At 67.9% G+C, this 23,617-nt stretch carries 25 protein-coding genes and 1 pseudogene; 12 read left to right on the top strand and 14 right to left on the bottom strand.

The genetic code is table 11. The features are described 5' to 3' along the window. The first annotated feature begins 2 nt into the window (after positions 1 to 2). Positions 3 to 437 (top strand): nuclear transport factor 2 family protein, encoded by a 435-nt coding sequence (locus tag ON22_RS31030; RefSeq protein ID WP_033245739.1) that lies wholly within the window; start codon positions 3 to 5, stop codon positions 435 to 437. Between the two features lie 28 nt (positions 438 to 465). Here ON22_RS31030 and meaB read toward each other — a convergent pair whose 3' ends face one another. Together meaB and ON22_RS31020 are read right to left on the bottom strand one after the other, a co-directional pair. Beyond that, the gene (gene meaB / locus ON22_RS31025) at positions 466 to 1,386 is read right to left on the bottom strand and encodes a methylmalonyl Co-A mutase-associated GTPase MeaB (protein ID WP_051158326.1); all 921 of its coding nucleotides are present in this window, start codon (positions 1,384 to 1,386) and stop codon (positions 466 to 468) included. Between the two features lie 567 nt (positions 1,387 to 1,953). Next, complete coding sequence (locus ON22_RS31020) at positions 1,954 to 3,102, bottom strand: thiolase family protein (RefSeq protein ID WP_033245740.1); 1,149 nt, start codon at positions 3,100 to 3,102, stop codon at positions 1,954 to 1,956. Between the two features lie 100 nt (positions 3,103 to 3,202). Between ON22_RS31020 and ON22_RS31015 the strand changes: the two genes are divergently transcribed. The 3 genes from ON22_RS31015 to ON22_RS31005 all read left to right on the top strand — a co-directional run bounded on the left by ON22_RS31015 (position 3,203) and on the right by ON22_RS31005 (position 5,480). Further along, entirely contained in the window at positions 3,203 to 3,967 is a 765-nt protein-coding gene (locus ON22_RS31015) for an SDR family NAD(P)-dependent oxidoreductase (protein ID WP_033245741.1), read from the top strand. Then, entirely contained in the window at positions 3,964 to 4,788 is an 825-nt protein-coding gene (locus ON22_RS31010; RefSeq protein WP_081595961.1) for an SDR family NAD(P)-dependent oxidoreductase, read from the top strand. Before ON22_RS31015 ends, ON22_RS31010 begins: the two co-directional genes overlap by 4 nt. Positions 4,789 to 4,970: 182 nt before the next feature. Beyond that, positions 4,971 to 5,480, top strand: a complete 510-nt coding sequence (locus ON22_RS31005; protein ID WP_033245742.1) for a pyridoxamine 5'-phosphate oxidase family protein — start codon at positions 4,971 to 4,973, stop codon at positions 5,478 to 5,480. Positions 5,481 to 5,636: 156 nt separating this feature from the next. Here the strand turns inward: ON22_RS31005 and ON22_RS31000 are convergent, their stop codons facing one another. Genes ON22_RS31000 through ON22_RS30985 form a run of 4 tightly spaced genes read right to left on the bottom strand, consistent with a single transcriptional unit; the run spans position 5,637 to position 9,779 of the window. Then, a complete protein-coding gene (locus tag ON22_RS31000) occupies positions 5,637 to 6,404 on the bottom strand; it encodes an enoyl-CoA hydratase/isomerase family protein (protein WP_033245743.1) in 768 nt (255 codons plus the stop codon). Between the two features lies 1 nt (position 6,405). Beyond that, the gene (locus ON22_RS30995; protein ID WP_033245744.1) at positions 6,406 to 7,494 is read right to left on the bottom strand and encodes an acyl-CoA dehydrogenase family protein; all 1,089 of its coding nucleotides are present in this window, start codon (positions 7,492 to 7,494) and stop codon (positions 6,406 to 6,408) included. After that, the gene (locus ON22_RS30990) at positions 7,481 to 8,386 is read right to left on the bottom strand and encodes an acyl-CoA dehydrogenase family protein (protein WP_033245745.1); all 906 of its coding nucleotides are present in this window, start codon (positions 8,384 to 8,386) and stop codon (positions 7,481 to 7,483) included. The genes ON22_RS30995 and ON22_RS30990 overlap by 14 nt, the downstream gene beginning before the upstream one ends. Next, on the bottom strand, positions 8,364 to 9,779 hold the full coding sequence (locus ON22_RS30985) for a class I adenylate-forming enzyme family protein (protein WP_033245867.1): 1,416 nt from the start codon (positions 9,777 to 9,779) through the stop codon (positions 8,364 to 8,366). Before ON22_RS30985 ends, ON22_RS30990 begins: the two co-directional genes overlap by 23 nt. A 223-nt stretch (positions 9,780 to 10,002) precedes the next feature. On the opposite strand from ON22_RS30985, the gene ON22_RS30980 reads away from it, so the two are divergent. Further along, the gene (locus ON22_RS30980) at positions 10,003 to 11,070 is read left to right on the top strand and encodes a ferredoxin--NADP reductase (protein ID WP_033245746.1); all 1,068 of its coding nucleotides are present in this window, start codon (positions 10,003 to 10,005) and stop codon (positions 11,068 to 11,070) included. Between the two features lie 271 nt (positions 11,071 to 11,341). On the opposite strand, the gene ON22_RS30975 is transcribed toward ON22_RS30980, so the two are convergent. From ON22_RS30975 to ON22_RS30950, 6 genes and pseudogenes are all read right to left on the bottom strand, one after another. After that, the gene (locus ON22_RS30975; protein WP_033245747.1) at positions 11,342 to 11,854 is read right to left on the bottom strand and encodes an anthrone oxygenase family protein; all 513 of its coding nucleotides are present in this window, start codon (positions 11,852 to 11,854) and stop codon (positions 11,342 to 11,344) included. A 160-nt stretch (positions 11,855 to 12,014) separates the two neighbouring features. Beyond that, positions 12,015 to 12,948 (bottom strand): annotated as a pseudogene (locus ON22_RS36125) (alkyl sulfatase dimerization domain-containing protein); the annotation flags it as partial. Between the two features lie 58 nt (positions 12,949 to 13,006). Continuing rightward, positions 13,007 to 13,954 (bottom strand): PQQ-dependent sugar dehydrogenase, encoded by a 948-nt coding sequence (locus ON22_RS30965; protein ID WP_197039701.1) that lies wholly within the window; start codon positions 13,952 to 13,954, stop codon positions 13,007 to 13,009. 567 nt (positions 13,955 to 14,521) lie between these two features. Beyond that, positions 14,522 to 15,034 (bottom strand): carboxymuconolactone decarboxylase family protein, encoded by a 513-nt coding sequence (locus ON22_RS30960; protein ID WP_033245748.1) that lies wholly within the window; start codon positions 15,032 to 15,034, stop codon positions 14,522 to 14,524. 49 nt (positions 15,035 to 15,083) lie between these two features. Continuing rightward, the gene (locus tag ON22_RS30955; RefSeq protein WP_033245749.1) at positions 15,084 to 15,524 is read right to left on the bottom strand and encodes a DoxX family protein; all 441 of its coding nucleotides are present in this window, start codon (positions 15,522 to 15,524) and stop codon (positions 15,084 to 15,086) included. Positions 15,525 to 15,563: 39 nt separating this feature from the next. Beyond that, the gene (locus tag ON22_RS30950; protein WP_033245750.1) at positions 15,564 to 16,736 is read right to left on the bottom strand and encodes an EstA family serine hydrolase; all 1,173 of its coding nucleotides are present in this window, start codon (positions 16,734 to 16,736) and stop codon (positions 15,564 to 15,566) included. A 276-nt stretch (positions 16,737 to 17,012) separates the two neighbouring features. Between ON22_RS30950 and ON22_RS30945 the strand changes: the two genes are divergently transcribed. From ON22_RS30945 to ON22_RS30935, 3 genes are all read left to right on the top strand, one after another. Then, positions 17,013 to 17,888, top strand: a complete 876-nt coding sequence (locus ON22_RS30945) for a sigma-70 family RNA polymerase sigma factor (RefSeq protein ID WP_033245751.1) — start codon at positions 17,013 to 17,015, stop codon at positions 17,886 to 17,888. Between the two features lie 239 nt (positions 17,889 to 18,127). After that, a complete protein-coding gene (locus ON22_RS30940; RefSeq protein ID WP_033245752.1) occupies positions 18,128 to 18,787 on the top strand; it encodes a GAP family protein in 660 nt (219 codons plus the stop codon). A gap of 71 nt (positions 18,788 to 18,858) precedes the next feature. Continuing rightward, positions 18,859 to 19,509 (top strand): Uma2 family endonuclease, encoded by a 651-nt coding sequence (locus tag ON22_RS30935; RefSeq protein ID WP_033245753.1) that lies wholly within the window; start codon positions 18,859 to 18,861, stop codon positions 19,507 to 19,509. A 76-nt stretch (positions 19,510 to 19,585) separates the two neighbouring features. Here ON22_RS30935 and ON22_RS30930 read toward each other — a convergent pair whose 3' ends face one another. Further along, positions 19,586 to 20,209, bottom strand: coding sequence for a P-loop nucleotide/nucleoside kinase family protein (locus ON22_RS30930; RefSeq protein WP_033245754.1), 624 nt, complete (start codon positions 20,207 to 20,209; stop codon positions 19,586 to 19,588). Between the two features lie 204 nt (positions 20,210 to 20,413). Beyond that, entirely contained in the window at positions 20,414 to 20,737 is a 324-nt protein-coding gene (locus tag ON22_RS30925; RefSeq protein ID WP_033245755.1) for a DUF6463 family protein, read from the bottom strand. A gap of 53 nt (positions 20,738 to 20,790) precedes the next feature. On the opposite strand from ON22_RS30925, the gene ON22_RS30920 reads away from it, so the two are divergent. From ON22_RS30920 to ON22_RS30905, 4 genes are all read left to right on the top strand, one after another. Next, positions 20,791 to 21,417, top strand: a complete 627-nt coding sequence (locus ON22_RS30920) for a TetR/AcrR family transcriptional regulator (protein ID WP_051158322.1) — start codon at positions 20,791 to 20,793, stop codon at positions 21,415 to 21,417. Positions 21,418 to 21,438: 21 nt separating this feature from the next. Continuing rightward, entirely contained in the window at positions 21,439 to 21,759 is a 321-nt protein-coding gene (locus tag ON22_RS30915) for a ubiquitin family protein (RefSeq protein ID WP_033245756.1), read from the top strand. Between the two features lie 212 nt (positions 21,760 to 21,971). Further along, positions 21,972 to 22,343: an effector-associated constant component EACC1 gene (locus tag ON22_RS30910; protein ID WP_051158321.1), complete on the top strand. Its 372-nt coding sequence runs from the start codon at positions 21,972 to 21,974 to the stop codon at positions 22,341 to 22,343. Beyond that, the coding region (locus ON22_RS30905; RefSeq protein ID WP_043740935.1) for a caspase, EACC1-associated type at positions 22,340 to 23,617 on the top strand (1,278 nt) is incomplete at its 3' end. The genes ON22_RS30910 and ON22_RS30905, both read left to right, overlap by 4 nt.

Here is a 23,617-nt window from a genome sequence, read left to right as displayed (position 1 = left end):
CCGTGAACGACTACGAAGCGATCCGCGCACTCGAGGCCCGCTATTTCCGGCTCATGGACACCAAGGACTGGACCGGTTTCCGGGAACTGTTCTGTGACGATGTCGTCATCGACGTCTCCGGGTCGGGTGGCGAGGTCATCACCGGCGCCGACGAATTCCTGGCCTTTCTCACTCCCCGGATCGGTGACGCCGTGACGATCCACCACGGCCACACTCCCGAGATCGAACTGCTCTCCGATACCGAGGCCACCGGTATCTGGGCCATGGAAGACCGGCTCACCTTCCCCGACGGCACCCGGCTCCACGGCTTCGGCCACTACCACGAGACCTACGCCAAAACCGGCGGCCGGTGGCGTATCCGCTCCCAGCGCCTGACCCGCTTGCACATGGATTTCACACCAGCGCAGAGTGATCCACCGGGCCGAACCGCCGGGTGAACAGGCGGCGCATAGGCGCGACGGCTCTTCACACCCCTGCGGAACCGCCTCTTTCGAGGTGCCCGGCGGCCACCGCCGGTATTTCCGCGTCCCGCGGCGCCAGAAGTTCTGCGGCAGTGTAGGGATCACACCGCCCGGCAGCCACTGCGGCGGACAGCGCATCGAGGCCGGGATGGGTGCGCAGCCGGCTGTGCGCAAGTGACAGGATCTGTGATCGGGCCCGGGCGGACCGTCGATCGGGGGTATCGGCGCGGTGGTGCGCGTCGACGGCCGCGACCAATTCCGGTATCCCGGTGCCGTCGGCGGCGACCGCGGTGAGGATGGGCGCGGCGGATTCGGCGCGCAGTTCGCGGACCGTCTGATCGGCGCCGGGCCGATCGGCCTTGTTCACCACCAGCAGATCGGCGACCTCGAGCAGTCCGGCCTTGGCCGCCTGCACCGCATCGCCGGCGCCGGGAGTGAGGACCACGACGGTCGGGTCGGCCACGGCGGCGATTTCGATCTCCGATTGGCCGACCCCGACCGATTCGATGACCACGAGGTCGTAGGCCAGCGCGGCCAGTAATCGAACGGCGGCCGGTACTGCCATCGACAGTCCGCCCAGGTGTCCGCGCGTGGCCATCGAGCGGATGAGCACCTGCGGGTCGTCGATATGGGCGGCCATCCGGATCCGGTCGCCGAGCAGAGCGCCGCCGCTGTACGGGGAGGACGGGTCCACGGCCAGCACGGCCACCCGCAACCCTTGCGATCGGTAGGCCGTGACCACAGCGGCGATGGTCGTGGATTTACCGGCGCCGGGCGGACCGGTGAATCCCACCACCCGGATCGTCGCCGGTTCCAGTAGTCCGAGGACCTCGTCGCGACGGTCGCCTTCGATCAGGGTGAGCAGCCGGCCCGCCGCGCGCACCGACCCGTCCCGCGCGGCGGCGACCAACGCCGCCGGCTCCATGGCGCCGACTCCGGCGCTATGCGGCCCGGGATTCTCTCGGCTTGGGTTCTGCACCCCTTCACTCCTCTACGTCGCTCCGCGCTGTGTTACGGCGCCGCCCCACGCGGCGCGGCTCGGAACCACACGGGTCCCGGTTGTTCGGTCATCCGGTTCGCTCCATACGCCCGCTGTTCCGAAACCGGGACAGGGCCCCGAACCACGAAGGACGACCGCTTCGAGGACGGAACGCAGCGGACCGCGGCGGGCAGCCCACCTTGCGCCGCGGCGGCAGAATCGCGACCGGACCGGCAGCCATCGGAGCCGGCCGTTCGGCGCGGCATCCGATCCGCATCCGGTCGCAATTGCCCGCTTGCGTTGTCGTGCAGCCCGGGGTCGGGCCGCCGGTCCCCGGAACGGCGGCCGTTCCGGGGACCGCCTTGTCTGTGCCCGGCGACCGCATCGTCTCGGCCCGGCACCGCAACCGTCCTGTCCCGGCCCGGCACCGCAACCGCCTGGACCCGGCACCGCATCGTTCGGTCCAGGGCTGTGGCGTCGAGGACCACGAACCGCGGTGCCGGGGCCGAAACGTCACGGAGCGGCGACCTCGAGGACTGTCGCCGAACCCATACCACCACCGGCGCACATCGCCACAATGGCGAGTCCGCCACCGCGGCGCCGCAATTCGTGAATTGTTGTGACGATCATCCGGGCTCCCGTAGCGGCCACCGGATGGCCCAGGGAGCAGCCGCTGCCGTTCACGTTCACCAGGTCCGGGTTCAGGTCCAGGGCGCGGACGGCCGCGATGGGCACCGAGGCGAAGGCTTCGTTGATCTCGAAGAGTTTCACATCGCTCAGCGAGATCCCGGCCTTCTGCGCGGCTTTGGTGATCGCTTCGATCGGGGCGAGGCCGGTATCGGCGGGGTCGACGCCCACCGAGGCCCAGGAGCGGATGGTGGCCAGGGCCGGCAGGCCCAGTTCGTCGCTGGCGACGGTGAGCAGTGCGGCGCCGTCGTTGGCGCCGGCCGCATTGCCGGCGGTGATCGAGAACCCCTCGATTTCGGGGTGCAGGACCTTCAGCGAAGCGAGCTTCTCCATGGTGGTGGAGCGGCGGGGATGCTCGTCCACGGCGAATTGGCCGAACGGGGTATCGATCGGCACGACTTCGTCGTCGAATCGGCCCTCGTCTATCGCCGCGACCGCGTTGCGGTGCGAACGCAGCGCCCAGGCGTCCAGCTCCTCACGGGTGATCCCGGATTTCACCGCGGCGTTCCAGCCCACGGTGATCGACATATCGAGGTTCGGGGCGTCGGGGCGGTCCGGATGTGAGGGCGAGGTCCACGGATCGACCCATTCGTCCGGTCCCACCCGGAATCGTGCCCTGGGCCCGGTGGAATCGGCGTTGACTCCACCCGCCAGCACCAACCGGTCCATTCCGGCCCGGATACCTGCCGCCGCGGTCTGCACGGCCGCCATCCCGGCCGCGCAGTGCCGGTTGTGCGCCAGGCCTGGTACACCGGTGAGCCCGGCGGTGATCGCGGCGTGCCGGGCGATCACACCGCCGCCGTAGCGGCCCTCCCCGAGGATCAGGTCATCGACGGACGCATCGGTGTCCAGCTGTTTTGTCGTCGCTTCGACCACGTGATGGGCGAGGTCGAAAGCGGTGGTTTCGCGCAGAGTTCCCTTCACGGCGGTACCGATCGGGGTGCGCAGCGCGGATACGATCACGGCTTCGGGCATCAGTTCTCTCCAGTTTCCGCCACGTCGACGATCTTGCCGATATACATGAGAATAGTATTCTCTCAATTTGAGAGCGATAATCGCAAGAGAGGGTAGCGCTATGCAGATCCAGGGAAGTTCGGCGATTGTCGTCGGCGGTACGGGCGGGCTCGGCGAGGCGACCGTCCGGCGACTGCACGCCGCCGGAGCAAAAGTCGTGGTGGCCGATGTCGCCGACGACAAGGGCAAAGAACTGGCCGGCGAACTCGGCATCCGGTACGTGCACACCGATGCGACCAGCGAAGAGTCGGTGCAGGCGGCCATCGAGGAGGCGAAATCCCTCGGCCCGCTGCGCATCTCCGTCGACACCCACGGCGGCCCCGCCAGCGGCGGGCGACTGGTGGGCAAGGACGGCTCACCGCTGGCGCTCGACGGATTCCGCACCACCATCGAGTTCTATCTGACCGCGGTCTTCAACGTCATGCGACTGTCCGCTGCGGCGATCGCCGAATCCGACCCCACCGAGGAAGGCTCGCGCGGTGTCATCGTGAACACCGCGTCCGTCGCCGGCTACGAAGGCCAGATCGGGCAGCTCCCCTACTCGGCCGCCAAAGGTGGCGTTATCGGGATGACGCTGGTCGCAGCCCGCGACCTGTCCCCGCTGGGCATCCGGGTGGTCACCATCGCCCCCGGCACCTTCAACACGCCCGCCTACGGCAAGGCCGCCGACCAGCTGGAACAGTACTGGTCGCCGCAGATCCCGTTCCCGAAGCGTATGGGCCGCTCGCCGGAATACGGGCAGCTGGTGCAGTCGATCGTGGAGAACGACTATCTCAACGGCGAGGTCATCCGCCTCGACGGCGCCCTGCGGTTTCCACCGAAGTGAGTACCACGTCACCAAGCCATGGCGAGGTCGGTGCGGGGCCGGAGGCACCGTCGAAGGCCGCCCGCACGACGAACAGCGGTCCGCTCGCGGGCAAGGTCGCGTTCGTCGCCGGCGCCAGCCGCGGGATCGGCGCCGCCATCGCCGAGACGCTGGCGCAGCAGGGCGCGGCCGTCGCCGTGGCCGCCCGGTCGGAGGCGACCGGGCGGGTCGCGGGAACGATCCATGAGGTGGCCGCGCGGATCGAAGCCGCGGGCGGGCGGGCATTCGCGGTGCCCTGCGATGTGACCCGCGAGGAGTCGGTACGCGCGGCGGTATCCGCGACCGTTGCCGAATTCGGCGGGATCGATATCCTCGTCGCGAACGCCGGCGTGCTGTGGCTGGGTCCGGTGGAGAGCACACCGCTCAAACGCTGGCAGTTGTGCCTGGACGTCAATCTCACCGGAGTTTTCCTGGTGACCCGCGAGGTGATCCCACATATCCGTGCCCGCGGCGGCGGCGCACTCATCGCTGTCACCACCACCGGGGTCGGTATGGCCGATCGTGGCGCCAACGCCTACTGGGTGTCCAAGGCCGCGGTGGAACGTCTGTACCTGGGGCTGGCCGCGGATCTACGGCCGGACAATATCGCGGTGAACTGCCTCAGCCCGTCGCGCGTCGTGCTGACCGAAGGCTGGCGTGCCTCGGGCGGCGGCGATATCCCGGCCGAGATGGTGGAACCGCCCGAGACGATGGGGCGGGCCGCGGCCCTGCTCGCCACACAGGACGCCACCGGGATCACCGGCACGATCCAACGCTCGGAGTCGCTACTGGCCACCCGCTGAGGACGCGGACGAATCGACCGGCCGGCCTTTCACCGCACGGTTCAACGCGCCGGTCGGCCACGCAACACCATTGCCGCAAGGCTCCGCATCCCGGGCGCCGGATTCGGTGGCGGCAAGATCCGCCGATGAGAATCCGGCCCCGGATCGGTCTGTAGATGTACCCGACCGTGTGGAGGTACATCATGCCGATCGACACCATCAATCTGGACGGCTACGGGAACGCCCCGCTGCCGTGGTCGCGGGCCGCCGATGCGCTGGCGAACTATGTGGCCGACCCCGGATCCACCGCATTCCTCAGCACCTGCTGCCCGAACGGCCGACCGCACACGAACGGTATCGGCGCCGTCTGGATGGACAGCGGGTTCTATTTCGTGAGCGGACCGTCCACCCGTAAGTCCCGGAATCTCGCCGCGCAACCGTACTGCACCGTCACGGCCCAGCTCGAAGGTATCGATGTGGTCGCCGAGGGGACGGCCGTGATCGTCACCGACCCCGCCACCCTGGAGCGTGTCGCCGCCTACTATCGCGAGCACGGGTGGCCGGTCGAGGTCCAGGGCGAGGCCTTCACCGCACCGTTCAACGCACCGAGCGCGGGCCCGCCGCCCTGGCACCTCTACTACCTGGCCCCACGCTCGGTGGTGGGGGTCGCGACCGCGGAACCGCACGGGGCCACCCGCTGGAACCTGCTCTGATTCCGGAGTCCGGCACGATCCCCTGGTGTTCCACGGGCCACGAGCAGCGCCCATATCCGGGAGCAGACCGATCACGATGCCGGTTCGGTGAGATCGAAGCGCCGCAGCCGGCCCGGCGGCCGACCTCTGGCCGATCGCGTGGGTGCGGCGCCGGACCTACTTCTTCCCCGAGGTGAGCCGGGTGATCGTGGTGTGGAAATCGTCGGTCTGGAAGGACTGGTATTCCGCGGTGAGCGCATAGTCCAGGGACGTGAGTACGGCCTTCTCCAGCTGCATGTTCAAGACCCGCTTGGTGGCCTCGACAGCCTGGCGGGGCATTTCCGCGATCCGTGTCGCGCAGGCCAGCGCCTCGGCCATCGGATCGGCGACCACATGATTGGCCAGACCCATCTCCCGCGCGTGTTCGGCGGGGATCCGGGCACCGGTGAGCGCGTATTCCTTCGCCAGCAACAGGCTGGTGTGCAGCGGCCAGGTCAAGGGACCGCCGTCGGCGGCGACCAACCCCACTTGAACGTGCGGATCGGCAAGATAGGCGTTTTCGGCCATGTAGACGATATCGCTGAGCGAGACCAGGCTGCAGCCGAGACCGACGGCGGGGCCGTTGACCGCGGTCACCACCGGGACCCGGCAGCGCGCCATCCCGAGGACGATATCGCGGCCGTGCGCAATGGTTTTCTCGCGCAGTACCGTATCCCGGCCGAGTTCTTCGAGATAGGTGAAATCTCCACCCGCCGAGAACGCCTTTCCGGCGCCGGTGAGCACCACGGCCCGCACCTCGGGATCCTCGGACAGCCGCGGCCACAATCGTGCCAGCCCGGTGTGCAGGGCGTCGTTCACGGCGTTGAGCGCGTCCGGCCGGTTCAGGGTGACGATACGCAGCGCGCCGTCGGCCCGGACGTCGATTTCCGATGGCATATCGTACATTTCAGACTCCCAATCCGAGGATGCGTGCGGCGATGATGTTCTTCTGGATCTGCGAGGTTCCGCCCATCACGCTCTGTGCGCGGCTGTACAGGTAGGAACCGAACATCTCCTGGTCACCGGTTCCGGCGACGGTGAGGGCGGCATGCCCGACCGCTTGGTCGACCCAGGTCATGAGCAGTTTGTCCAGGGAGCCTTGCGGTCCGTGCGTGACACCGTCCAGCTGTTCGGACAAGCGCCGGCGTACGTGCAGCCGCAGCATCTCCGATTGCACCGCTGCCCACGCGAGTTCGTCCGGCGCCGGACCGTCCACTCGGGATGCCAGCTGTCGCACCAGTTTTCCGTACCGCGCGGCGTAGCCCAGGGTGGCGGGTTCGCGTTCGTGCCCGACCACGGTCATCGCGAGCTTCCAGCCTTCGCCGGGCGCACCCACCATCTGAGCGGCCGGGACGCGTGCGCCGTCGAACAGCACCTGACCGAATTCGGTCGTCACACCGCTCATCATTTCCAGCGGCCGCTGCTCCACTCCGGGCTGTTTCATGGCGATGATGAACGCCGAGATACCTTTGTGCCGGGGCGCTTCCGGGTCGGTGCGGGCGAGCAGCAGACACCAATCCGCAACATCCGAATAGCTGGTCCAGATCTTGTGCCCGTGGATCACGTACTCGTCACCCGTACGGGTGGCGGTGGTGGTGAGCGAGGCCAGATCCGATCCGGCACCCGGCTCACTGAATCCCTGGCACCAGCGCTGACTGCCGTCGATCATGCCGGGCAGGAACCTGCGGCACAGTTCGGGGCTCGCGTGCCGGCCCAGCCCCTGGATCAGGTAGCCCAGGCTCGGCCGTGGTGGCGCGCCCGCGATGGCCAGTTCCTCGTCCAGGATCACGTCGTACACCGGTGGCAGTTCCTGTCCGCCGTACTCGCGTGGCCAGGACAATCCGAAGAAACCGGCCCGGTACAGCTCGGCATGCCATTCGCCCTGCCGGGCCCAGTACTCGTCACCGGAGGTGGGGTATGTACCCGCCACACCGGCAAGCCAGTCGCGCAGCCGCTGCCGGAATGCTGCTTCTTCCGGGGAATCACGATAGTCCAAGACCGGCCTCCTCCAGGCGTACGGGAAACAGTTCGGTGGACACCAGGGCCCGCCGTAGATACACGTGGGCCAGGCATTCCCAGGTGTTGCCGATTCCGCCGTGCACCTGGATGGCGGTTTCGCAGACGGTGCGGGTGGCGCGGGCGGCGTAGATCTTGGCGATCCGGGCCGCGCGCAGCGCCTCGGCCGGCTCGAGTTCGTCGACGGCCCAGGCGGCATGCCACAGCACGCTGATCGACCCTTCAATCAGCGCCTCGCTTTCGGCCAGCAGATGCGCCACCGCTTGATAGGAGCCGATCGAATTGCCGTATTGCTCGCGCATTTTCGCGTACTCCACCGCGAGCCGCTGTGCACCGCGTGCCGTACCGACCAGATCGGCGCAGGTGGTGGTGAGCGCCAGCGCCTGCCAGCGGTCGCGATGGGCGTCGGAGATATCCCCGCGCGGCTCCCACGGTCCGACGGCGGCCGCGGTACCGCGGGTGAGGTCGGCGCCGGGGAGAGCGTCGCCGACCGGCCCGGCCAGCAGCCGGCCACCCTCCAGCTTCAGCACCCGATCGCTGCCGCGGGCGTCGATCGCGTTCCCCTCCACCGCGATCGTCCACCGCGAGGTATCGCCGTCGGACCGGCCGTGCAGATCATCGGCGAGTACCGGCCCGAGCAATGCGACATCCACCAGCCCGCGCCCGAATTCCTCGGCGACCAGCGCGACCTCTACCCCGGATGCGCCGTCGGACCGCAGATCCCGGAACCCGGTCGCCGCCACCGCGTCCTCGAGCCGGGCCCGGCGTTTCTCGTCGGCCAGGTCCAGAACCGATCCGGGCCCCAGCTCGTCGGCCAGTTTCGCGGCCGCGTCCCGGAGTTGCCGCTGTTCACTCGTCAGCCGGACGTCCATAACGCTCCTTCAGCACTCGCCGCAGCACCTTGCCGGATGGCAGGCGCGGGATTTCGTCCACGAACAGCACCTGCCGCAACCGCTTGTAGCCGGCCAGCCGCTGTTCGACCGTGGCCATCAGCTCGTCGGCCGTTACGGGCGCGGCGATCGCGACCGCGGCCACGATCGCCTCCCCGTTCGCGCCGTCCGGGATCCCGAACACCGCGCAGTCCGACACCGCGTCGTGGCCGTGCAGGACGGTTTCGATCTCCGCGGGCGCCACCTGGAAACCACGGACCTTGATCATTTCCTTGGACCGGTCGGTGAGCCGCAGCCAGCCGCCGGTGTCCAGGTTTCCGACATCACCGGTGCGGTACCAGCCGTCGTCGAATGCGGCCGCGGTCGCGGATTCGGGGAGATACCCGGCCATCACCGACGCCGCGCGCAGCTGGATCTCGCCGTCTTCCCCCGGGGATACGGGTTTCCCGTCGTCCAGCGACACCACCCGCACCTCGACCCCGGGCACGGCCTTGCCGACACTGTCCAGCCGTGGCCCGTCGAGCGGACTGCACGCGATCACCGGCAGTTCACTCGCCCCGTACGCGGGGAGCCAGGTGACGCCGGTCCGGCGGGTCACGGTTTCGGCGACGCTGGCCGTCACCGGCGTCGCACCCCACATGATGTAACGCAGCGAGGACAGATCGTAGGACTCCAGATCCGGATACTGCGCCATGGCCAGGGCGATCGGCGCGACCGCCATCTCGATGGTGATCCGGTCGGATTGGATGTGCGCAAGCACCCTCTGCAGGTCGAACCGGCGATGCAACCGCACCCAGCAGCCGGTTTCGAGGGCGGTGACGATATTGAGGATGCCGAGGATATGCGAGGGCGGCGTAGCAACCTGGATCCGATCGGCGGGACTCAGCCCGAGCGCGTCCTGCCAGTGCCGCACGGCCGCCGCGAAGGATCCGTGCGTATGGCGCACCGCTTTCGGCAAGCCGGTGGTGCCGGAACTGAACACGAGGACGGCGTCGGCGGCCGGATCCGGGGTCACGAATGTCCGCGTGACGGCGGGCAGCGGGTCGTCCAGCGACACCATCTCGGTGAGACCGGCGAGCACCGGATGATCACCGACGGCGTGCCGGGCGCCGGTGATCTCCAGCGCGTGCGCGACCTCGGTGTCCTTCCACGCCGGGCTCAGCAGCACCACGGCAGCTCCCAGCCGCCAGATCGCCAGCACCGCGGTCACGAATTCGGGCCGATTGGACGACATCAACGCCACCCGCGTACCGGACCGGACCCCGCGTGTGGCCAGCGCCTCGGCCAGGCCGTCGGCCATGGCGTCCAGATCGGAGCGGGTGTACTCATTTTCCTCGAATGCGAGGACGGCGGGCTCCGTCCGCCTTGCCGACACTGCCGTCTCCGGCACACCCGCAGGCACCGCAGATTCCGATGCACCCGCGGGCGCAGCAGACTCCGGTGCGCCCGCCGGCGCTGTGGGCTCGGGAACCCCCGCGGGCACTGTGGCCTCACTCATCTGCCGCCCCCGATCCGATAGCACTTCATCGCTGTTCCTATCCGAATTTGAGAATACTATTCTCGCCTGGATAGAATCTTACTACCAGAAGGAGGCGACCATGGCGAGACCACCGTTGTTCCGGCGCGCGAAAGTGATCCGGATCGTCAAGGAAACACCCGATACCCGCACCTTCGTGCTGGAACCGGACGACGGGCCGTTCTCCTATCAGGCCGGGCAGTTCTGCACCTTCAAGGTCACCGTCGACGGCAAACCGCTGTTCCGGTCGTATTCGATGTCCAGCGCCCCCGAAACCGATACCGAGTTCATGACCACGGTGAAACGGGTCCCCGGCGGGACGGTGTCGAACTGGATGCACGACAACATCAGCGAGGGCGACGAGGTCGAACTGACCGTGCCCACCGGCCGGTTCTGCCTGCGCGACGGCGAAGTCCCGGTGCTCGGCTTCTCCGGCGGCAGCGGTATCACCCCGATCATCTCGCTGGCCAAGAGCACCCTGGCGAGCACCGACCGCACGGTCCGGCTGCTGTGCGCCGACCGCGACCGGCCGTCGGCGATTTTCGAAGCCGCACTGAACGAACTGGTGGCGAAGTATCCGGACCGGTTGACCGTCGTCCGGCACCGCGACGACGAACACGGGTACGTGGACGCGGCGAAGGTTCTGGAATTCGTCGGCGAGAACACCGCGGGCGATGCCTATATCTGCGGCCCCGAACCGTTCATGGAACTGGTGGAGAACGCACTCCCCGGCCCGGGCCGGATCTTCTCGGAACGCTTCGGTGGCGCCGCCCCCGCGAAACCCGCACCACCCACCTCGGCTCCGGCTGCCGAATCTTCCGGCGCACAGGCAGTGCCGGCCCCCGCAGCCCAGTCGCCCGATCCCGCGGCCACCGAAGAGGGCACAGTCACCATATTCATCAACCGGAAGAAGAAATCCGTCCCCCGCCGCGACGGCGAAACACTCCTCGAAAGCGCCCGCCGAGCCGGCCTGACTCCCCCGTTCTCCTGCGAATCCGGCAACTGTGCCACCTGCATGGCCAAACTTACCGAAGGCAAGGCCACCATGCGCGTCAACGACGCTCTCACCGACGACGATCTCGACGAGGGCTACATCCTCACCTGCCAGGCCGTTCCGGACACCCCATCGGTGACCGTACGCTACGAATAGCGCCCACCGGAGCCAGAGGAACCACCGCCGGACCGCCGCGGACAGTCGTCACGGACCGCACGAATCGGGCACCCGGGAAGCCCGGACGGCAGGTGATCCTGCGTCCGCGCCGGCATAGGATGCGCGGCCCCGCTGTGCGTGACGCCGAGACGAACCGGGTCGGCGGCCGAGCGGACCGACCACCGCGATACGCGTGGACCGTCGTCCGCCGGCCACCGAACCAACGGAATACGCCGCAACGCGCGCCGATCCGCCGCGGACCGGTATGTGGTCAACCGGCCGCCTGCACCCGCCCCCACTGCACCAGCGCCCACGCCAGGCACCCGAACGCCACCCCGCTCGTCACCACGCGGACGTAATTCCACGTCACCCACCGCGCCTCGTCGAACGCCGCCCGCACCCCCGCCGGGTCCGTCATCTCCGCCGGCGCGCCGGCAGCTTTCAGCGCGTCGTTGAGCGGCAGATGAACCGCCACGGTGACCACGACCGCCACCAGGTAGAGCACCGCCGCGGCCGCCGTCCACACGAGTACGGACGAACGACCCTCGCCGAGTTGCAGCAGCGCCGCCGCCACCGACAGGATGAGCGCCCCCATGAAGGTCGCCAGGAACAGGGGGTTCACGATCGCCCGGTCCATGGCCTGAAACGAGCCGATGAACGTCCGGTCGTCCGTCGACCGCAGCCCGGGCATGACCGCCAGCGCGTAGGTGCCGAACACACCCGCCATGAAACCGGTGGCCACGGTCGCCGCTACCAGCACCGTCGCACGTATCCCGTCCAGCATTCCCACACCTCGTCCGAGTAGCCCGATGCCTCGCCCGGAGACAGACCCCTACGGGATCCGCAGGTGGACAAGGGCTACCGTACCGGGGTTAGGCCCGGCAGGCCTCCTGCGCTCGGGCCCGGCAACCCCACCGGGCCCGAGGACAAGAGCACCGGCCGGATCAACGTGTGACTATCCCGAATTCCGGGTCGGCACTGTCCAGGAGTTCTTTGACCTGCTGGAGCGCCGCAGGGTTACCGGTGACGCGGATATCCCCTGCCTGCACGACGGCAGCGAAATCCCCGCCGCCGGGCAGCACGCTCAACAGTGTCGCCTTGGTGAGGTCGAACGCGGCCACGGGTGCCGGACCGGAGTGGTCGCGCGGTAGGTCGTAGTGGACGAGTACACCGTTGCGCAGTTCGGTCCGGTGGGTGCGCCGCTCATCGCGGATACGCCAGTCCATGACGATCCGCCGGTCCCAGGCTTTTCGGTCCGTCGAGCTGCACCGCCATGGCGTCGAAGACCATCTCGACCGTCAGCGCCGCCGCCAACCCGGCACTGTCGGTGGTGACCGGAGTGCCGAACGACCCGCTGCGCAATTCGGTCGCGCCGGAGAGATAGAAGTTGCGCCAGGTGGCGTTCTCCGACCCGTACCCGAGCTGTTCGAAGGCGCCGGCCTGCAGTTTTTTCGCCGCGGTGTTGGCCGGGTCGGCAAAGATCACGTAGTTCACCAGCTACGCGACCCAGCGGAAATCGCCGTCACGATAGGCGCCGTATGCCTTGTCGAGGACCGCGTCCGCACCGCCCATAGCCTCCACATGCCGCGGGCCGATTCGGCGGGGAGGATGCTCCCACAGATGCGCGGGATTACCGTCGAACCAACCCATATAGCGCTGGTAGATACCTTTGACGTTATGGCTCAGCGAGCCGTAATAGCCGCGACTGTGCCACGCCCTGCGCAGCGCGGGCGGCGGCTCCAGCATCTCCGCGATCTCACTGCCGACGAACCCCTGATTGATGAGCCGCAGTGTCTGATCGTGCAGATAGCCGTACAGGTCGCGTTGCAGCTCGAGGTATTCGACGATCCGGTCCGAACCCCAGGTCGGCCAATGATGCAGGGGCGCTCGGCTATTTCGTCAAACCCTTCCCGCCTGCCGCCCTGAGCTCCCGGGGTCAGTGGCCGATTCCCACGCGCAGTATGCGGTCGTCGCCGGGGGCGGGTTCGCCGCGACCGTCGGTGTTGTTGGTCAGCACCCACAGTGCACCGTCGGGCGCGACGGTGACATCGCGCAGACGCCCGTACTCGCCGACGAGATGTTCGGTCGAGGTGGCGAGGTCGTCGAGCGGGATCTGCCGCAGCCGCTCGCCGCGCAGGTTCGCGAGGTAGAGGGTCCCGCCGCTGATCGCCATACCGCTCGGGCTCGCTTCATCCGGCCGCCACTGCTGAACCGGATCGATGAAACCGGCACGGCCGGCGATACCTTCGACCTCGGGCCAGCCATAGTTGCCGCCCGGTTCGATCACATTGAGCTCATCCCACGTGTCCTGCCCGAACTCGCTCGAATACAGGGTGCCGTCCGCGGACCACGCGAGACCCTGAGGGTTGCGGTGGCCGTAGCTGTAGACCCGCGACCCGGGTAAGGGGTTGTCCTCGGGCGCCCGCCCGTCCGTAGTCATCCGCAGAATCTTGCCGGTGGGTGCGTTACGGTCCTGCGCGCTGCCACGATCTCCGGCATCACCGACGGTGGCATACAGCATCCCGTCGGGTCCGAAAGCGATCCGGCCACCGTTGTGGAACCGGGCGGCCGGGATACCGTCCAGCAGCATTTCCCCGGCACCGAGACCGAGACTGCCGGGCTCTCCGGTGAGCTCGAATCGTTCGATCCGGTTCTCGCTACCGGCCGTGTAATAGGCGTAGAGGCTGCCCTCGCGCACGGCGATCCCCAGCAAGCCACCCTCACCGGCCGGCGCGACCCCCGCGATCACACCGACCTCGCGCGGGTTGCCCTCGGCATCGAGTTCGAGAATGCGCGCGGAATCCCGTTCGCTCACGAGCGCCGTATCGCCGTGGAATGCGACTGCCCAGGGCGCGGCGAGGTCTGTCGTGATGGTCGTAACCATCGCGTCCGGCGAGGAAGAAGATGAAGCGGCCTGGGGTTCGGTCGAAGCGGGACCCGTCGGATCCGTGCTCGGACCGGGGGTGCACGCGACCAGCACGCCGGCGACCAGAATCGGGCCGAAGAACCCGGTGAAACGTCCCCGCCCCGTCAACCGTCCTTGCCCAGTCAATCGTCGCCACCCGGTCGTCGACGCCCGCACGCCCCCGCCTCCTGGCCCCGCCCCGGTGTCCCCACGGTGCACTCCAGCGACCTGAGCGGAGCCGATCCTGCTGCAACCGCCGCGGTTGCCGCGCTGGTGTTCCCGGCGCATGTCGTGTTGCTGCTCCCGGGAACACCGGCCGCCGCAGACTTCATCGGCCCGATCGCTCGAGGTCATGGTTTCGAGGCTACGACCTGGGCACCGGAACCGACCAGGATCCCGGGGGACGTTCACTGCTCGTACCTGGCACGGCGGGCACGCACAGTTCCTCGACGGCAGGTCGGGCCCGGCCCAGCGATGGGACGATCGGGTTCGCCAGGCATTCGGCCGGGGCAACGGTTGCCCCGGCCCTGCCACCGGAATTTTGACCTATCGAGTCGGCACCGGCGTCCACTGTTCGGCCGGCGACCGGCCGGGCAGTGGTTTGCCGATGAGAGCCAGCGGAACGAAGAAGTTCACCTGTCCGATGGCCATCGCGAGGGTCGCCAGCGCCGCGTCGTCGTAATGTTCGGCGACGCGTGTGTACAGTTCGTCGGGTACGCGTTCACCGTGCGGTGCCGGTTGCAGTACCGCTTCCACCAGGGCAAGCGCTGCCCGTTCGGCCTCGGTGAAATAGGGCGCGTCGCGCCAGGTGGCGACCGCGGCGATACGTTCCTCGGATCCCCCGGCCCCGCGCAGGTTCCCGGCGTGCAGGATGGCCAGATAGGCGCTACCGACGAGCTGTCCGGCACGCAGCTGGACCAGGCCGATCGTGGCGCGTGGGATCGCACCGTTGCCGGTGGCCTTGAACAGTGCGGCGCCGACCTCGCCCAATGCCGGAACCAGTTGCTGCGGATTCGGCAGGCGGGAGGTACCGGTGTGCTCGGTGGTGTTCGTATTCATGACTCTTCGTTTCCTTATCTGTTGTGGTGAATCCGTGGTGGTGGACCGGTCAGGCGGGTTGGCGGCGGCTCCCGCCGAGTGCTTGCAGCGCGGCCGTCGTCGACGTGCCCTGCGGCAGCCAGGCGCGCGCGGCGAAGGTACAGGCGGCGAAGGCCAGCGGCATGGCCCATTTGTCCGGGCCGTCGCCGGCGGCGAGATGGGACGTGGCGGCGCCGCCGTAGACGAAGACCAGTCCGGCGTAGGCCCATTCCTTGGTGCGGGGGTGTCCCGGGGTGAGGATTGCGGCGAGCGCGGCGGTTTTGGCTACGCCGAGCATCGTGGCGAAGTACATCGGGTAGCCGAGATGGTCGAACGAGTCGCGGACGTAGGAGATCCGGGCGAGGTCCCAGTAGGCGCCGACCGCGGTCTCGGACAGAACGGCCGCTACGGGAACCCACCGCGCGAATTTCAGGCCTCGGGCTCGGATCTGTGAGGTGGTGCGAGTGGACATGGTTGTACTCCTCTGAGTCGGGGAAGGGGGGGGGAGGTGTCAGGCGGCCGCTGGGCGACCGGTTTCGATCGCCGCGCGGTGGATGACTGCTGCCAGCCGGGCGTTTTCAGGTGCGTTGAAAGCGAACGCGGCACGGCGGCGGGTGTAGCCGTAGGTGAGCCCGCTGTGCGGGTCGGCGAATCCGTCCGACCCCGCGGATCCGGTGTGCCCGAAAGCATGCGCACCGAGGAACGGATACAGCAGACTCTTGGCTTCGAAACCGAGTGCGTACGGTGCACGGTCACCCCGGACCAGATCGGTCCCGCTGGAATGGATCGCCGAGACGGTGGCGATGGTTTCCAGGGTCAGCAGCGGTTCCCGGTCGTCGATACCGGTGACGGCCGCCGCATACATTGCGGCGAGCCCGTTCGCACTTCCGACGCCGCCGGCCGACGCTTGCCCGAGCCGGCGTAGGGCCGGGTCGTTGGGCAATGCCATGACGTCGGCCGCGGTGAAGCCGCGGGCGTTGAGGTTGTAGGAGATCCCGGCCATACCGTGCGGATTCGGTGAGTTCGCGGCGAACGCGGCGGCCATCTCCGGGGTCGCCCGCCAGGGCCGGATCGGGAGGTAGCGGTGATCCAGTTCCGCGGGCAGGCCCAGGTACACATCCAACTCGTACGGGGCGCGGATACGCTGCTCGAACAGCTCCTGGACGGTACTGCCGGTCACCGCGCGCACCACCTGACCGACGATGGCGTAGGTGACGAATCCGCCGTAACCGTGCACTGTGCCCGCTTCGAAGTATGGCCGCTGCCCCACCAGCCGTTCGGCGATGAGCTGTTCGTCGGCCAGCTCGGCGACAGTGAAACCGCCGTCGGCGCCGACGATGCCGGAGCGGTGTACGAGGACATCGCGCACCGTGATCCGCTGTTTACCCGCAGCGGCGAACCGCGGCCAATAGTGGGCGACCGGGCGGTCGATATCGAGCACACCGTCCTGGATCAGCAAGGCGATCACCAGGCCGGCGGCCCCCTTGGACGTCGAGTGCAGACCGGTCAGGGTCGAGGCGGTGACCTCCGGGCCCGCCCACAGATCCACGACCCGCCGGCCACGGACACAGGCGGCGAGCTGGGCCCCGGATTCGCCGTTCTCCTCGGCGACGACTGCGGTGAATTCACGGCGCACATCTTCGTATCCGTCGGTGACGGTTCCGTGCACTTGGATCGGCTCCATGGTTTTCGTTCCCTTCGGTGGCCGTAGTGGCAACCGCGACGCCGAGTGTTCGGCTGCCACGGTTCGTGGTCTGCCGCATTGACGGACGGCGGAACGACAACGTGACCGTCATAACTGAAACCGCTGGTAAGAGCCTGTTGTGGAGTCGCGCCACGGTCGGGAGGGCAGCCGCGCCGCGACCCGGTACGTGCTCGGCGACCCGGCCGCGAAATGATGCGGTCACGTTTGCAGCCGCCGATCCGTCATCGATACAGGACGAGAATCGAGGAGGATCCCGTGCACGACGACCAGTTCCTGGCCGACCGTTTCGAGGAACACCGCACCCATCTGCGGGCGGTCGCCTACCGCATGCTCGGCTCGCTCACCGAAGCCGACGACGCGGTGCAGGAGACCTGGCTGCGCCTGGCCCGCACCGACACCTCCGATGTCGGCAATCTGGGCGGCTGGCTGACCACCGTCGCCGGACGGGTCTGCCTGGATTTGCTCCGCAGCCGCAAAACCCGCCACGAAGAACCCTTCGAGGCCGAGCACCTACCCGACCCGGTAATCGTCAGCGAGACCACGCCCGACCCGGAAAGCGAAGCAGTGCTGGCAGATTCGGTCGGGCCGGCACTATTGGTCGTGCTGGAATCGCTGAGCCCCGCTGAACGGCTCGCCTTCGTCCTGCACGATATGTTCGCCATGCCCTACGAACAGATAGCGCCCATCGTCGACCGCACCCCGCAAACCGCGAAGAAACTCGCCAGCCAGGCGCGCCGCCGCGTGCAGGGTGCCACCCCGAACCCGGACCTACCCCGGCAACGCCGCGTCGTCGGCGCTTTCCTCACCGCCGCCCGCGGCGGCGACTTCGGCGAACTACTCCGCCTGCTCGACCCCGATGTCGTGCTGCGGGCCGACGCGGGCGCAACGATGCGCGTGATCCGTGGCGCCACCGCCGTCGCCGGCCAGGCCGAAACCTTCCGGCGTATGGCCACCACCTGCACCATCCACCCCGCCGTCGTCAACGGCGGCGCGGGCCTGGTCAATACCCTCGACGGCAACCCGTTCTCGGTGCTGGGCTTCACCGTCACCGGCGACCGCATCACCGCCATCGATATCCTCGCCGACCCCGCCCGCCTCACCCACCTCGACCTGACCGCAATCCTCGGCTGACCCGGGACCCCGAGCCCGGTAGGTGGCGCTCGGTGGCCTGTCTCCCCGACTACCGCCCGTGTGTCCGAAACGGCGGGCACTATGTGCGGCATCGACGCCGTCGTCGACAAGGCCGCGGCAAAAAGGCGCGGGTGAGTATCGGCGCCCGGCGTAGCCCTGGGTCACGATGCGCCAACGACACGAACCCGCAGCGGCGCAGCGCGGGCTGTGAACTGTCGCTGTGTCCTACTGTCCAGCAGATGGGCACTGTGATCGGTGATCTGCTCCCGCTGGCGGTCGGGGTGGCGCTCTCCCCCATCCCGATCATCGCCGCGAGCCTGATGATCCTGTCGGCCGACGCAGGCAGAGCCGGGCGCGGGTTCGCGCTCGGCTGGGTCGCCGGTATCGCGGCCGCCACCGTGATCGTGGTGTTGCTGGCCGGTCCGCTGGGCGGCGGAGGTGACCGGGAACCGTCGGCCGCGGGCGCGTGGGTGAAGATCGTGCTCGGCATACTGCTGCTGGGGTTGGCCGCGGCGCAGTGGCGGTCTCGCGCCGATACCGCGATACCCGGCTGGATGCGCGCCATCGACACACTGACCATGCGGCGGGCGGCCGAATTGGGTGCGCTGCTTTCCGCGGTGAACCCGAAGAACCTGCTGCTGTGCCTGTCGGCCGGCGTGGTGATCGGGTCCAGCGGCACCAGTGTCGGCGGACAGGTGGTCGCTGTCATCGTGTTCACGGTGCTGGCCGCGTCCAGCGTGCTGTTCGTGATCCTCGGCTACACCCTGGCCGCCGACCGGCTGCGCGCCCCACTGGATCGGGTTCGGGCATGGTTGCAGGACAACAACCACGTGATGATGGCGATCGTTCTGGTCGTCATGGGCGCAGTCGTTGTCGGGAAAGGAATCGGCGGCCTGTGAACACGAGGCTCCCGGTGTTTCGAATCGCTACACAGCTGCTCGGCGGCCTGTTGTCCGCATACGATTGACCCATGTCCTCGCCTCGGATCGAGAAGCCCGACCTCCCCGAATACATGACTTGGGAGGAACTGGAGCGGCTACCCGACGAGATCGCCGATCAGATCGAACTCTGGGAGGGCCGCGTGGTGTGGTTGCGGCGCGGCCCACGAGAGCATCAGCGGTTCACTCGCCGCGCAGTCCACGAGATCGAACGTTGCGCGCGGGATAGCGCCTCGGTGCGGACCGACACTTGTTGGGAGGTCGATCTCGAAACCAACGTGTTTCTCGGGACCAGCGGCAAGTCCGACTTTCTCACGCCCGACTTCATTGTTTTCCGTTGTCTTCCCCCCTACCAGGATGTGCGGGCACACGATACGGTCCTGGTCGGTGAAGTGCTGTCGCCGTCCAATACCCAATCCGATATAGAGGCGAAGAAGAGCCGGTACGCCGCGGCGGGAATCCCTTGGTATTGGGAAGTCACCCTGCAACCGGACGTCAGCGCCATCGCCAAGATCCGGGCGTACGGGCTGGAAACCGGCGTCGCCACGCTGCCCGAAGGCGTCCGCCCGCTGCACCGATCCGACTACCGGCTGGTCGGCGAATGGACACCCGCGGACGAGGCAGGAGTGCAGTTCGGATACCCCTTCCCGATCGACATTCCCTGGGCCTCCCTCGCGTTCTGAGCCGCCGTTGCCGTCCAGAGCGCCGGCGGTCGCTCGCTTCCGCCCGTGCTCTGGCCGAAGCGAGCGACCGCGCAGTTCAGCGGACGATATGCCAGCCCCGGCGGAACACCGGCACCTCGCCTGCTATCGCCGCACGACACCATTCGACAAGCGCTCGCCCGACATCGTGGGCGTCCAGCGCCGATGTGTCGATCACGCGCATAGCCCATATTCCGGTGAGATCTTCACGACCGACCCACCGCTCCCAGCACATTTCCGCCCAGCCGTCGTTGGTAACGGCTTCGGGGACATAGGTGGGATCGGTGGCATGCCGTCGCATCCACTCGGCGAATTTCAGATGCAAGGGCAGCAGTTCCGACGGCTCCTGCCTGGCCCTCAGGCGCGCGGTCTGCGTGGGTTCGTCCGCGTCGAGCAGGCAGACCGCGATATCGATCCGGTCGGCCGACGGCGCCGCGAGCATTTCACCCGCGGGGACGGGGTCACCGGCGAACAGCAGGTGCCGGCCTTCCTTCTCCAGTTCGATCGCCTTCTGCACGGCGACCTCGGCCAACTGATGGCGCCCGGCGATCGTCGGAACAGTGGGAAGCGGACCGAGCGTGAACAGTTCGGCCGTTTCGACGGTCTCCCCCAGCAGGGGTGCGGCGACGAGTCGGGCGGTGGTTTTACCGACGCCCGAGGCGCCGGAGACGAGCAACAGCATAAGGTTCCTTCGCGTTTCGAGTACGACGAATCACTTCGGCCGAGTACGGGCCGAAGTCGTTCGGAGCCGCGGAGGCGGCTGCGGTCGTCAGACGAGACGGAAGAAGAACTGCTGCATCACGCCGGGGACGATAGCCGCCGCTCTGTCCCGGCGTCCACCGATTACGTGCTCACCTCCCCGCCGCGCCGTGCCCGACGGGGCCCCTCATGTCGCGGTGCGAGCCATCGCATGGCGTTTGTTCCAGCCGACCACGCCGAACGCGAGAGGCAGGAGCAGGCTGAGGAAACCGGAAACGGGCATGTAGACCAGCCCGAAAGCGGCCAGTGCCGCGATGGCGGCGAGGATCGGCGCGGTCACGAATCCGCGCGCTCGCTCGACCTCGAGGACCGCGATCCCCAAACCGACGGCGAGGACACCGAATGCGGTGAACCAGAAGGACAGTTCGGGGTCCTGATCCTGCGTCGCCCAGACGACGATTCCCATGGCGGTATGAACCGACCCGATGAACACGAGCAGGCCGCCGACCACCGGAACTCTAGTTTTTTAATCCATATTCTAAAACTATGTCCTAAACTGACGCGGTGGCAAGACCCCGGCGTTTCACCGATGATCAGGTCCTCGACGCGGCCCGAGACCTGCTCGCCGACCCCGCGATCACCCGGCCGCGAATCGCCGCGATCAGCGCCGCCTCCGGCGTGCACACCGGATCGATCTACGTACGTTTCGCCTCCCGCGACGAACTGCTCGCCCGCCTGTGGCTCCGCTCGATCCGCCGCTTCCAGGCCGGCCTCATCGACGCCCTGTCCGGCCCGGACCCGCTACTCGCCGCCGCGGCATACCTACCCCGCTATTGCCGCGAACATCCCACCGAGGCACGGGCGATGAAGATGTTCCACCGCGACGAACTGCTCGAGACCGGACCGGACGATCTGAGGGACGCGATCGGCACCGTCAACGACGAGATGAATACCGCCGTAGGCGACGCTGTCACCAAGGAGTTCGGCATCGCCGACGAATTCGGTATGGCGATAGCTACCGCCGCCATCAAAGCCATCCCCTACGGCCTGGTCCGCGACTACATAGCGCGCGCCGCCCCGATCCCGGTCTGGGTCGACGATATCGCCGCTACCGCATCGACCTCCGTCGTACGCGAGTTCGGAGGCCGAACCGCACAAACCGGGGTAACAGCTCCGGCGGAACCTGCCTAGAACCGAGGAGCGGTAAGTCACGTGACGCGCAACCATATCGAGCCGACAGCCGCAGGTTTTCGTCTCATCGATGCCGCAGACCGTTCCATCGACCTCCGCTGGTCCGACATCGAGACGGTATCTGCCTACGCCGTCGACGCCATCACCTCCGTCCTGAAATACCTCGACTTCACACTGATGAACGGCTCCGTCATCACCGTCGACGACCGCACCGGCGGGTGGAGGAGTGTGCTGGAGGCCGTCTCGAAGCACCTGGACCTCCGCGTCACCGATTTGGCCGCAGCGATCGACTCCTTGACTCCCGACGGCGATATCCAGACCCTCGCCACCGCTCGCCGATAGCCCCGAGGAAGCCGCGTGGACCTTATACCCGGTGCGGACGGCCGGTCAGAGGAAGGGCGGTGCGGCACCGGCCACCGTGCGGCGTTTGCTCCGGAGTCGGCGTTCCAGGTTGCGTCGATCACCTGACTTGTTCGATCGCTGTAGGTAGGGTTGCCGGAAACTGCTGTGCTGCAAATCAATCGGCTGGTGCGCAACAAACGCTGGGGGTTCGAATGTTCATTACCGCGGAAGAGGCCGAAGAACTGCGCGACTTGGGCGATTATCTCTCCGATACCGAAGAACTGCACGGATGTGTGCGTTCGCGCTCGCGACCGCCGGGACAGGAGGAGATGGGCCCGGTGCTGGACGCACTGGAGATCGTCGTGGGTCCCGCCGGTGTGACGGCGGCGACCGCGACGGCGATCGTCGCTTGGCTGCGGAGTCGCCGTACGAACGTGCGGATTACGGTGAAGGGTGCGGATGAGCGCAGCGTGGACCTGAATGCGCACGGTGTGACTGCGCTGGACGCCACCGGCTTACAAGAACTGACCACCACACTGCTGGACACCCTCGATCCGGAGCAACGCCCCCGGCTCGGCGAATGACCGGCCTGTCCGGCGACGGTGTCCGCATCCTGGTGCTGGCCATCGCCACCCATAGCGATACCGTGCTGCCGCCGCTACCTACGGTGGCGCAGACATTTGCCGATCTGCGGCAGGCGTTCATCGAACGATGCGGCGCCTCGGCGGAGAACGTGGTCGGCGTGCTGGATCCGCCGGATGCGCGGACGATGGCGGCGGTGATCGCCGAGGAGGCCGCCCGTGCCCGGTCGGTCCTACTGATCTATTTCATCGGTCACGGTTTGCGCGGGCCCGGCGGACAGCTATACCTGGCTGCAGCCGAAACCGGCGATCTGGTACCAGGTTTGGCTGCGCATCAAGCGCTGTCGTTCGCCGCGCTGACGCAGGCGGTGCAGGAGTGCCGGGCGCCGGCCGTGGTGGTGGTCCTGGACTGCTGTTTCTCCGGAACCGCCAACATGGATGCCGATACCGCCTCGATCCGAGAGTTCGCCACCGGTGCGCACGGCCGCTACCTGATCGGCTCCGCCGAACACCTCGCCTCGGCCCCCGCTGGGCAACGGCACACCGCTTTCACCGGCGCCCTGCTGCGATTGCTGGAACAGGGTGATCCCCGGGAACCATCCTGGCTGACTCTGGACGCGGTGTATTCCGGGGTCTACCGCGTGCTGCGCGAGACACAGCACGGCCCGCTACCGCGCCGCCAAGCGGGCGACCGCGCGGGCGACCTGATCATCGCCGCCAATCCCGCCGCCGGACCGCCGGACGACGACACCACCCGAGAACCGGCGCCGGGCCGGAGCCCATATCCCGGGCTCGCGCCGTTCGGCCCGGAGGACGCGGAAATGTACTACGGTCGCGACACGATGCTCGAGCTACTGCTCGACGAACTGTCGGCCGCGGCCCGCGCGGGCGGACTGCGGATACTGGTTGGCGCGTCGGGGTCGGGAAAGACATCCCTGCTCAACGCCGGAGTCGTTGCAGCTGTGCGGGCCGGCGGAATCCCCGGGACAGACGGTTCGTCCGGATGGCCGGTCCGGCGGTTCACTCCCGGCTCCGATCCATTGCAACGTCTGGTCGACGCACTGGACAGCCCCCGTGCCCGCGACTCGATCCAACGCAACCCCGGACGAATCAGTGAACCCGCCGACCTACTTCTGCAGGGGCGGCCCGGCGACACACTGGTGGTGATCGTGGACCAGTTGGAAGAGCTGTTCACCCTCTGCACCGATCCCGCCACCCGCACGACGTTCCTGGCCGCACTCACCGCCCTCGCCGCATCCCAGGCGGAGACCCGGCCT

Source organism: Nocardia carnea NBRC 14403 (genome assembly GCF_000308515.1).
In the GTDB taxonomy this organism is placed as follows: domain Bacteria; phylum Actinomycetota; class Actinomycetes; order Mycobacteriales; family Mycobacteriaceae; genus Nocardia; species Nocardia carnea.
The sequence above is the reverse complement of the archived record's forward strand: the minus strand, read 5'-3'. Positions and strand labels throughout refer to the sequence as shown.

Excerpts from the sequence above, each read along its gene's own strand:
- meaB (WP_051158326.1), bottom strand. The coding sequence starts at position 1,386 with ATGGAGCCGGCGGCGTTGGTCGCCGCCGCGCGGGACGGGTCGGTGCGC.
- ON22_RS31020 (WP_033245740.1), bottom strand. The coding sequence starts at position 3,102 with ATGCCCGAAGCCGTGATCGTATCCGCGCTGCGCACCCCGATCGGTACC.
- ON22_RS31015 (WP_033245741.1), top strand. The coding sequence starts at position 3,203 with ATGCAGATCCAGGGAAGTTCGGCGATTGTCGTCGGCGGTACGGGCGGG.
- ON22_RS31005 (WP_033245742.1), top strand. The coding sequence starts at position 4,971 with ATGCCGATCGACACCATCAATCTGGACGGCTACGGGAACGCCCCGCTG.
- ON22_RS31000 (WP_033245743.1), bottom strand. The coding sequence starts at position 6,404 with ATGTACGATATGCCATCGGAAATCGACGTCCGGGCCGACGGCGCGCTG.
- ON22_RS30990 (WP_033245745.1), bottom strand. The coding sequence starts at position 8,386 with ATGGACGTCCGGCTGACGAGTGAACAGCGGCAACTCCGGGACGCGGCC.
- ON22_RS30980 (WP_033245746.1), top strand. The coding sequence starts at position 10,003 with ATGGCGAGACCACCGTTGTTCCGGCGCGCGAAAGTGATCCGGATCGTC.
- ON22_RS30975 (WP_033245747.1), bottom strand. The coding sequence starts at position 11,854 with ATGCTGGACGGGATACGTGCGACGGTGCTGGTAGCGGCGACCGTGGCC.
- ON22_RS30965 (WP_197039701.1), bottom strand. The coding sequence starts at position 13,954 with ATGGTTACGACCATCACGACAGACCTCGCCGCGCCCTGGGCAGTCGCA.
- ON22_RS30960 (WP_033245748.1), bottom strand. The coding sequence starts at position 15,034 with ATGAATACGAACACCACCGAGCACACCGGTACCTCCCGCCTGCCGAAT.
- ON22_RS30955 (WP_033245749.1), bottom strand. The coding sequence starts at position 15,524 with ATGTCCACTCGCACCACCTCACAGATCCGAGCCCGAGGCCTGAAATTC.
- ON22_RS30950 (WP_033245750.1), bottom strand. The coding sequence starts at position 16,736 with ATGGAGCCGATCCAAGTGCACGGAACCGTCACCGACGGATACGAAGAT.
- ON22_RS30940 (WP_033245752.1), top strand. The coding sequence starts at position 18,128 with ATGGGCACTGTGATCGGTGATCTGCTCCCGCTGGCGGTCGGGGTGGCG.
- ON22_RS30935 (WP_033245753.1), top strand. The coding sequence starts at position 18,859 with ATGTCCTCGCCTCGGATCGAGAAGCCCGACCTCCCCGAATACATGACT.
- ON22_RS30930 (WP_033245754.1), bottom strand. The coding sequence starts at position 20,209 with ATGCTGTTGCTCGTCTCCGGCGCCTCGGGCGTCGGTAAAACCACCGCC.
- ON22_RS30910 (WP_051158321.1), top strand. The coding sequence starts at position 21,972 with ATGTTCATTACCGCGGAAGAGGCCGAAGAACTGCGCGACTTGGGCGAT.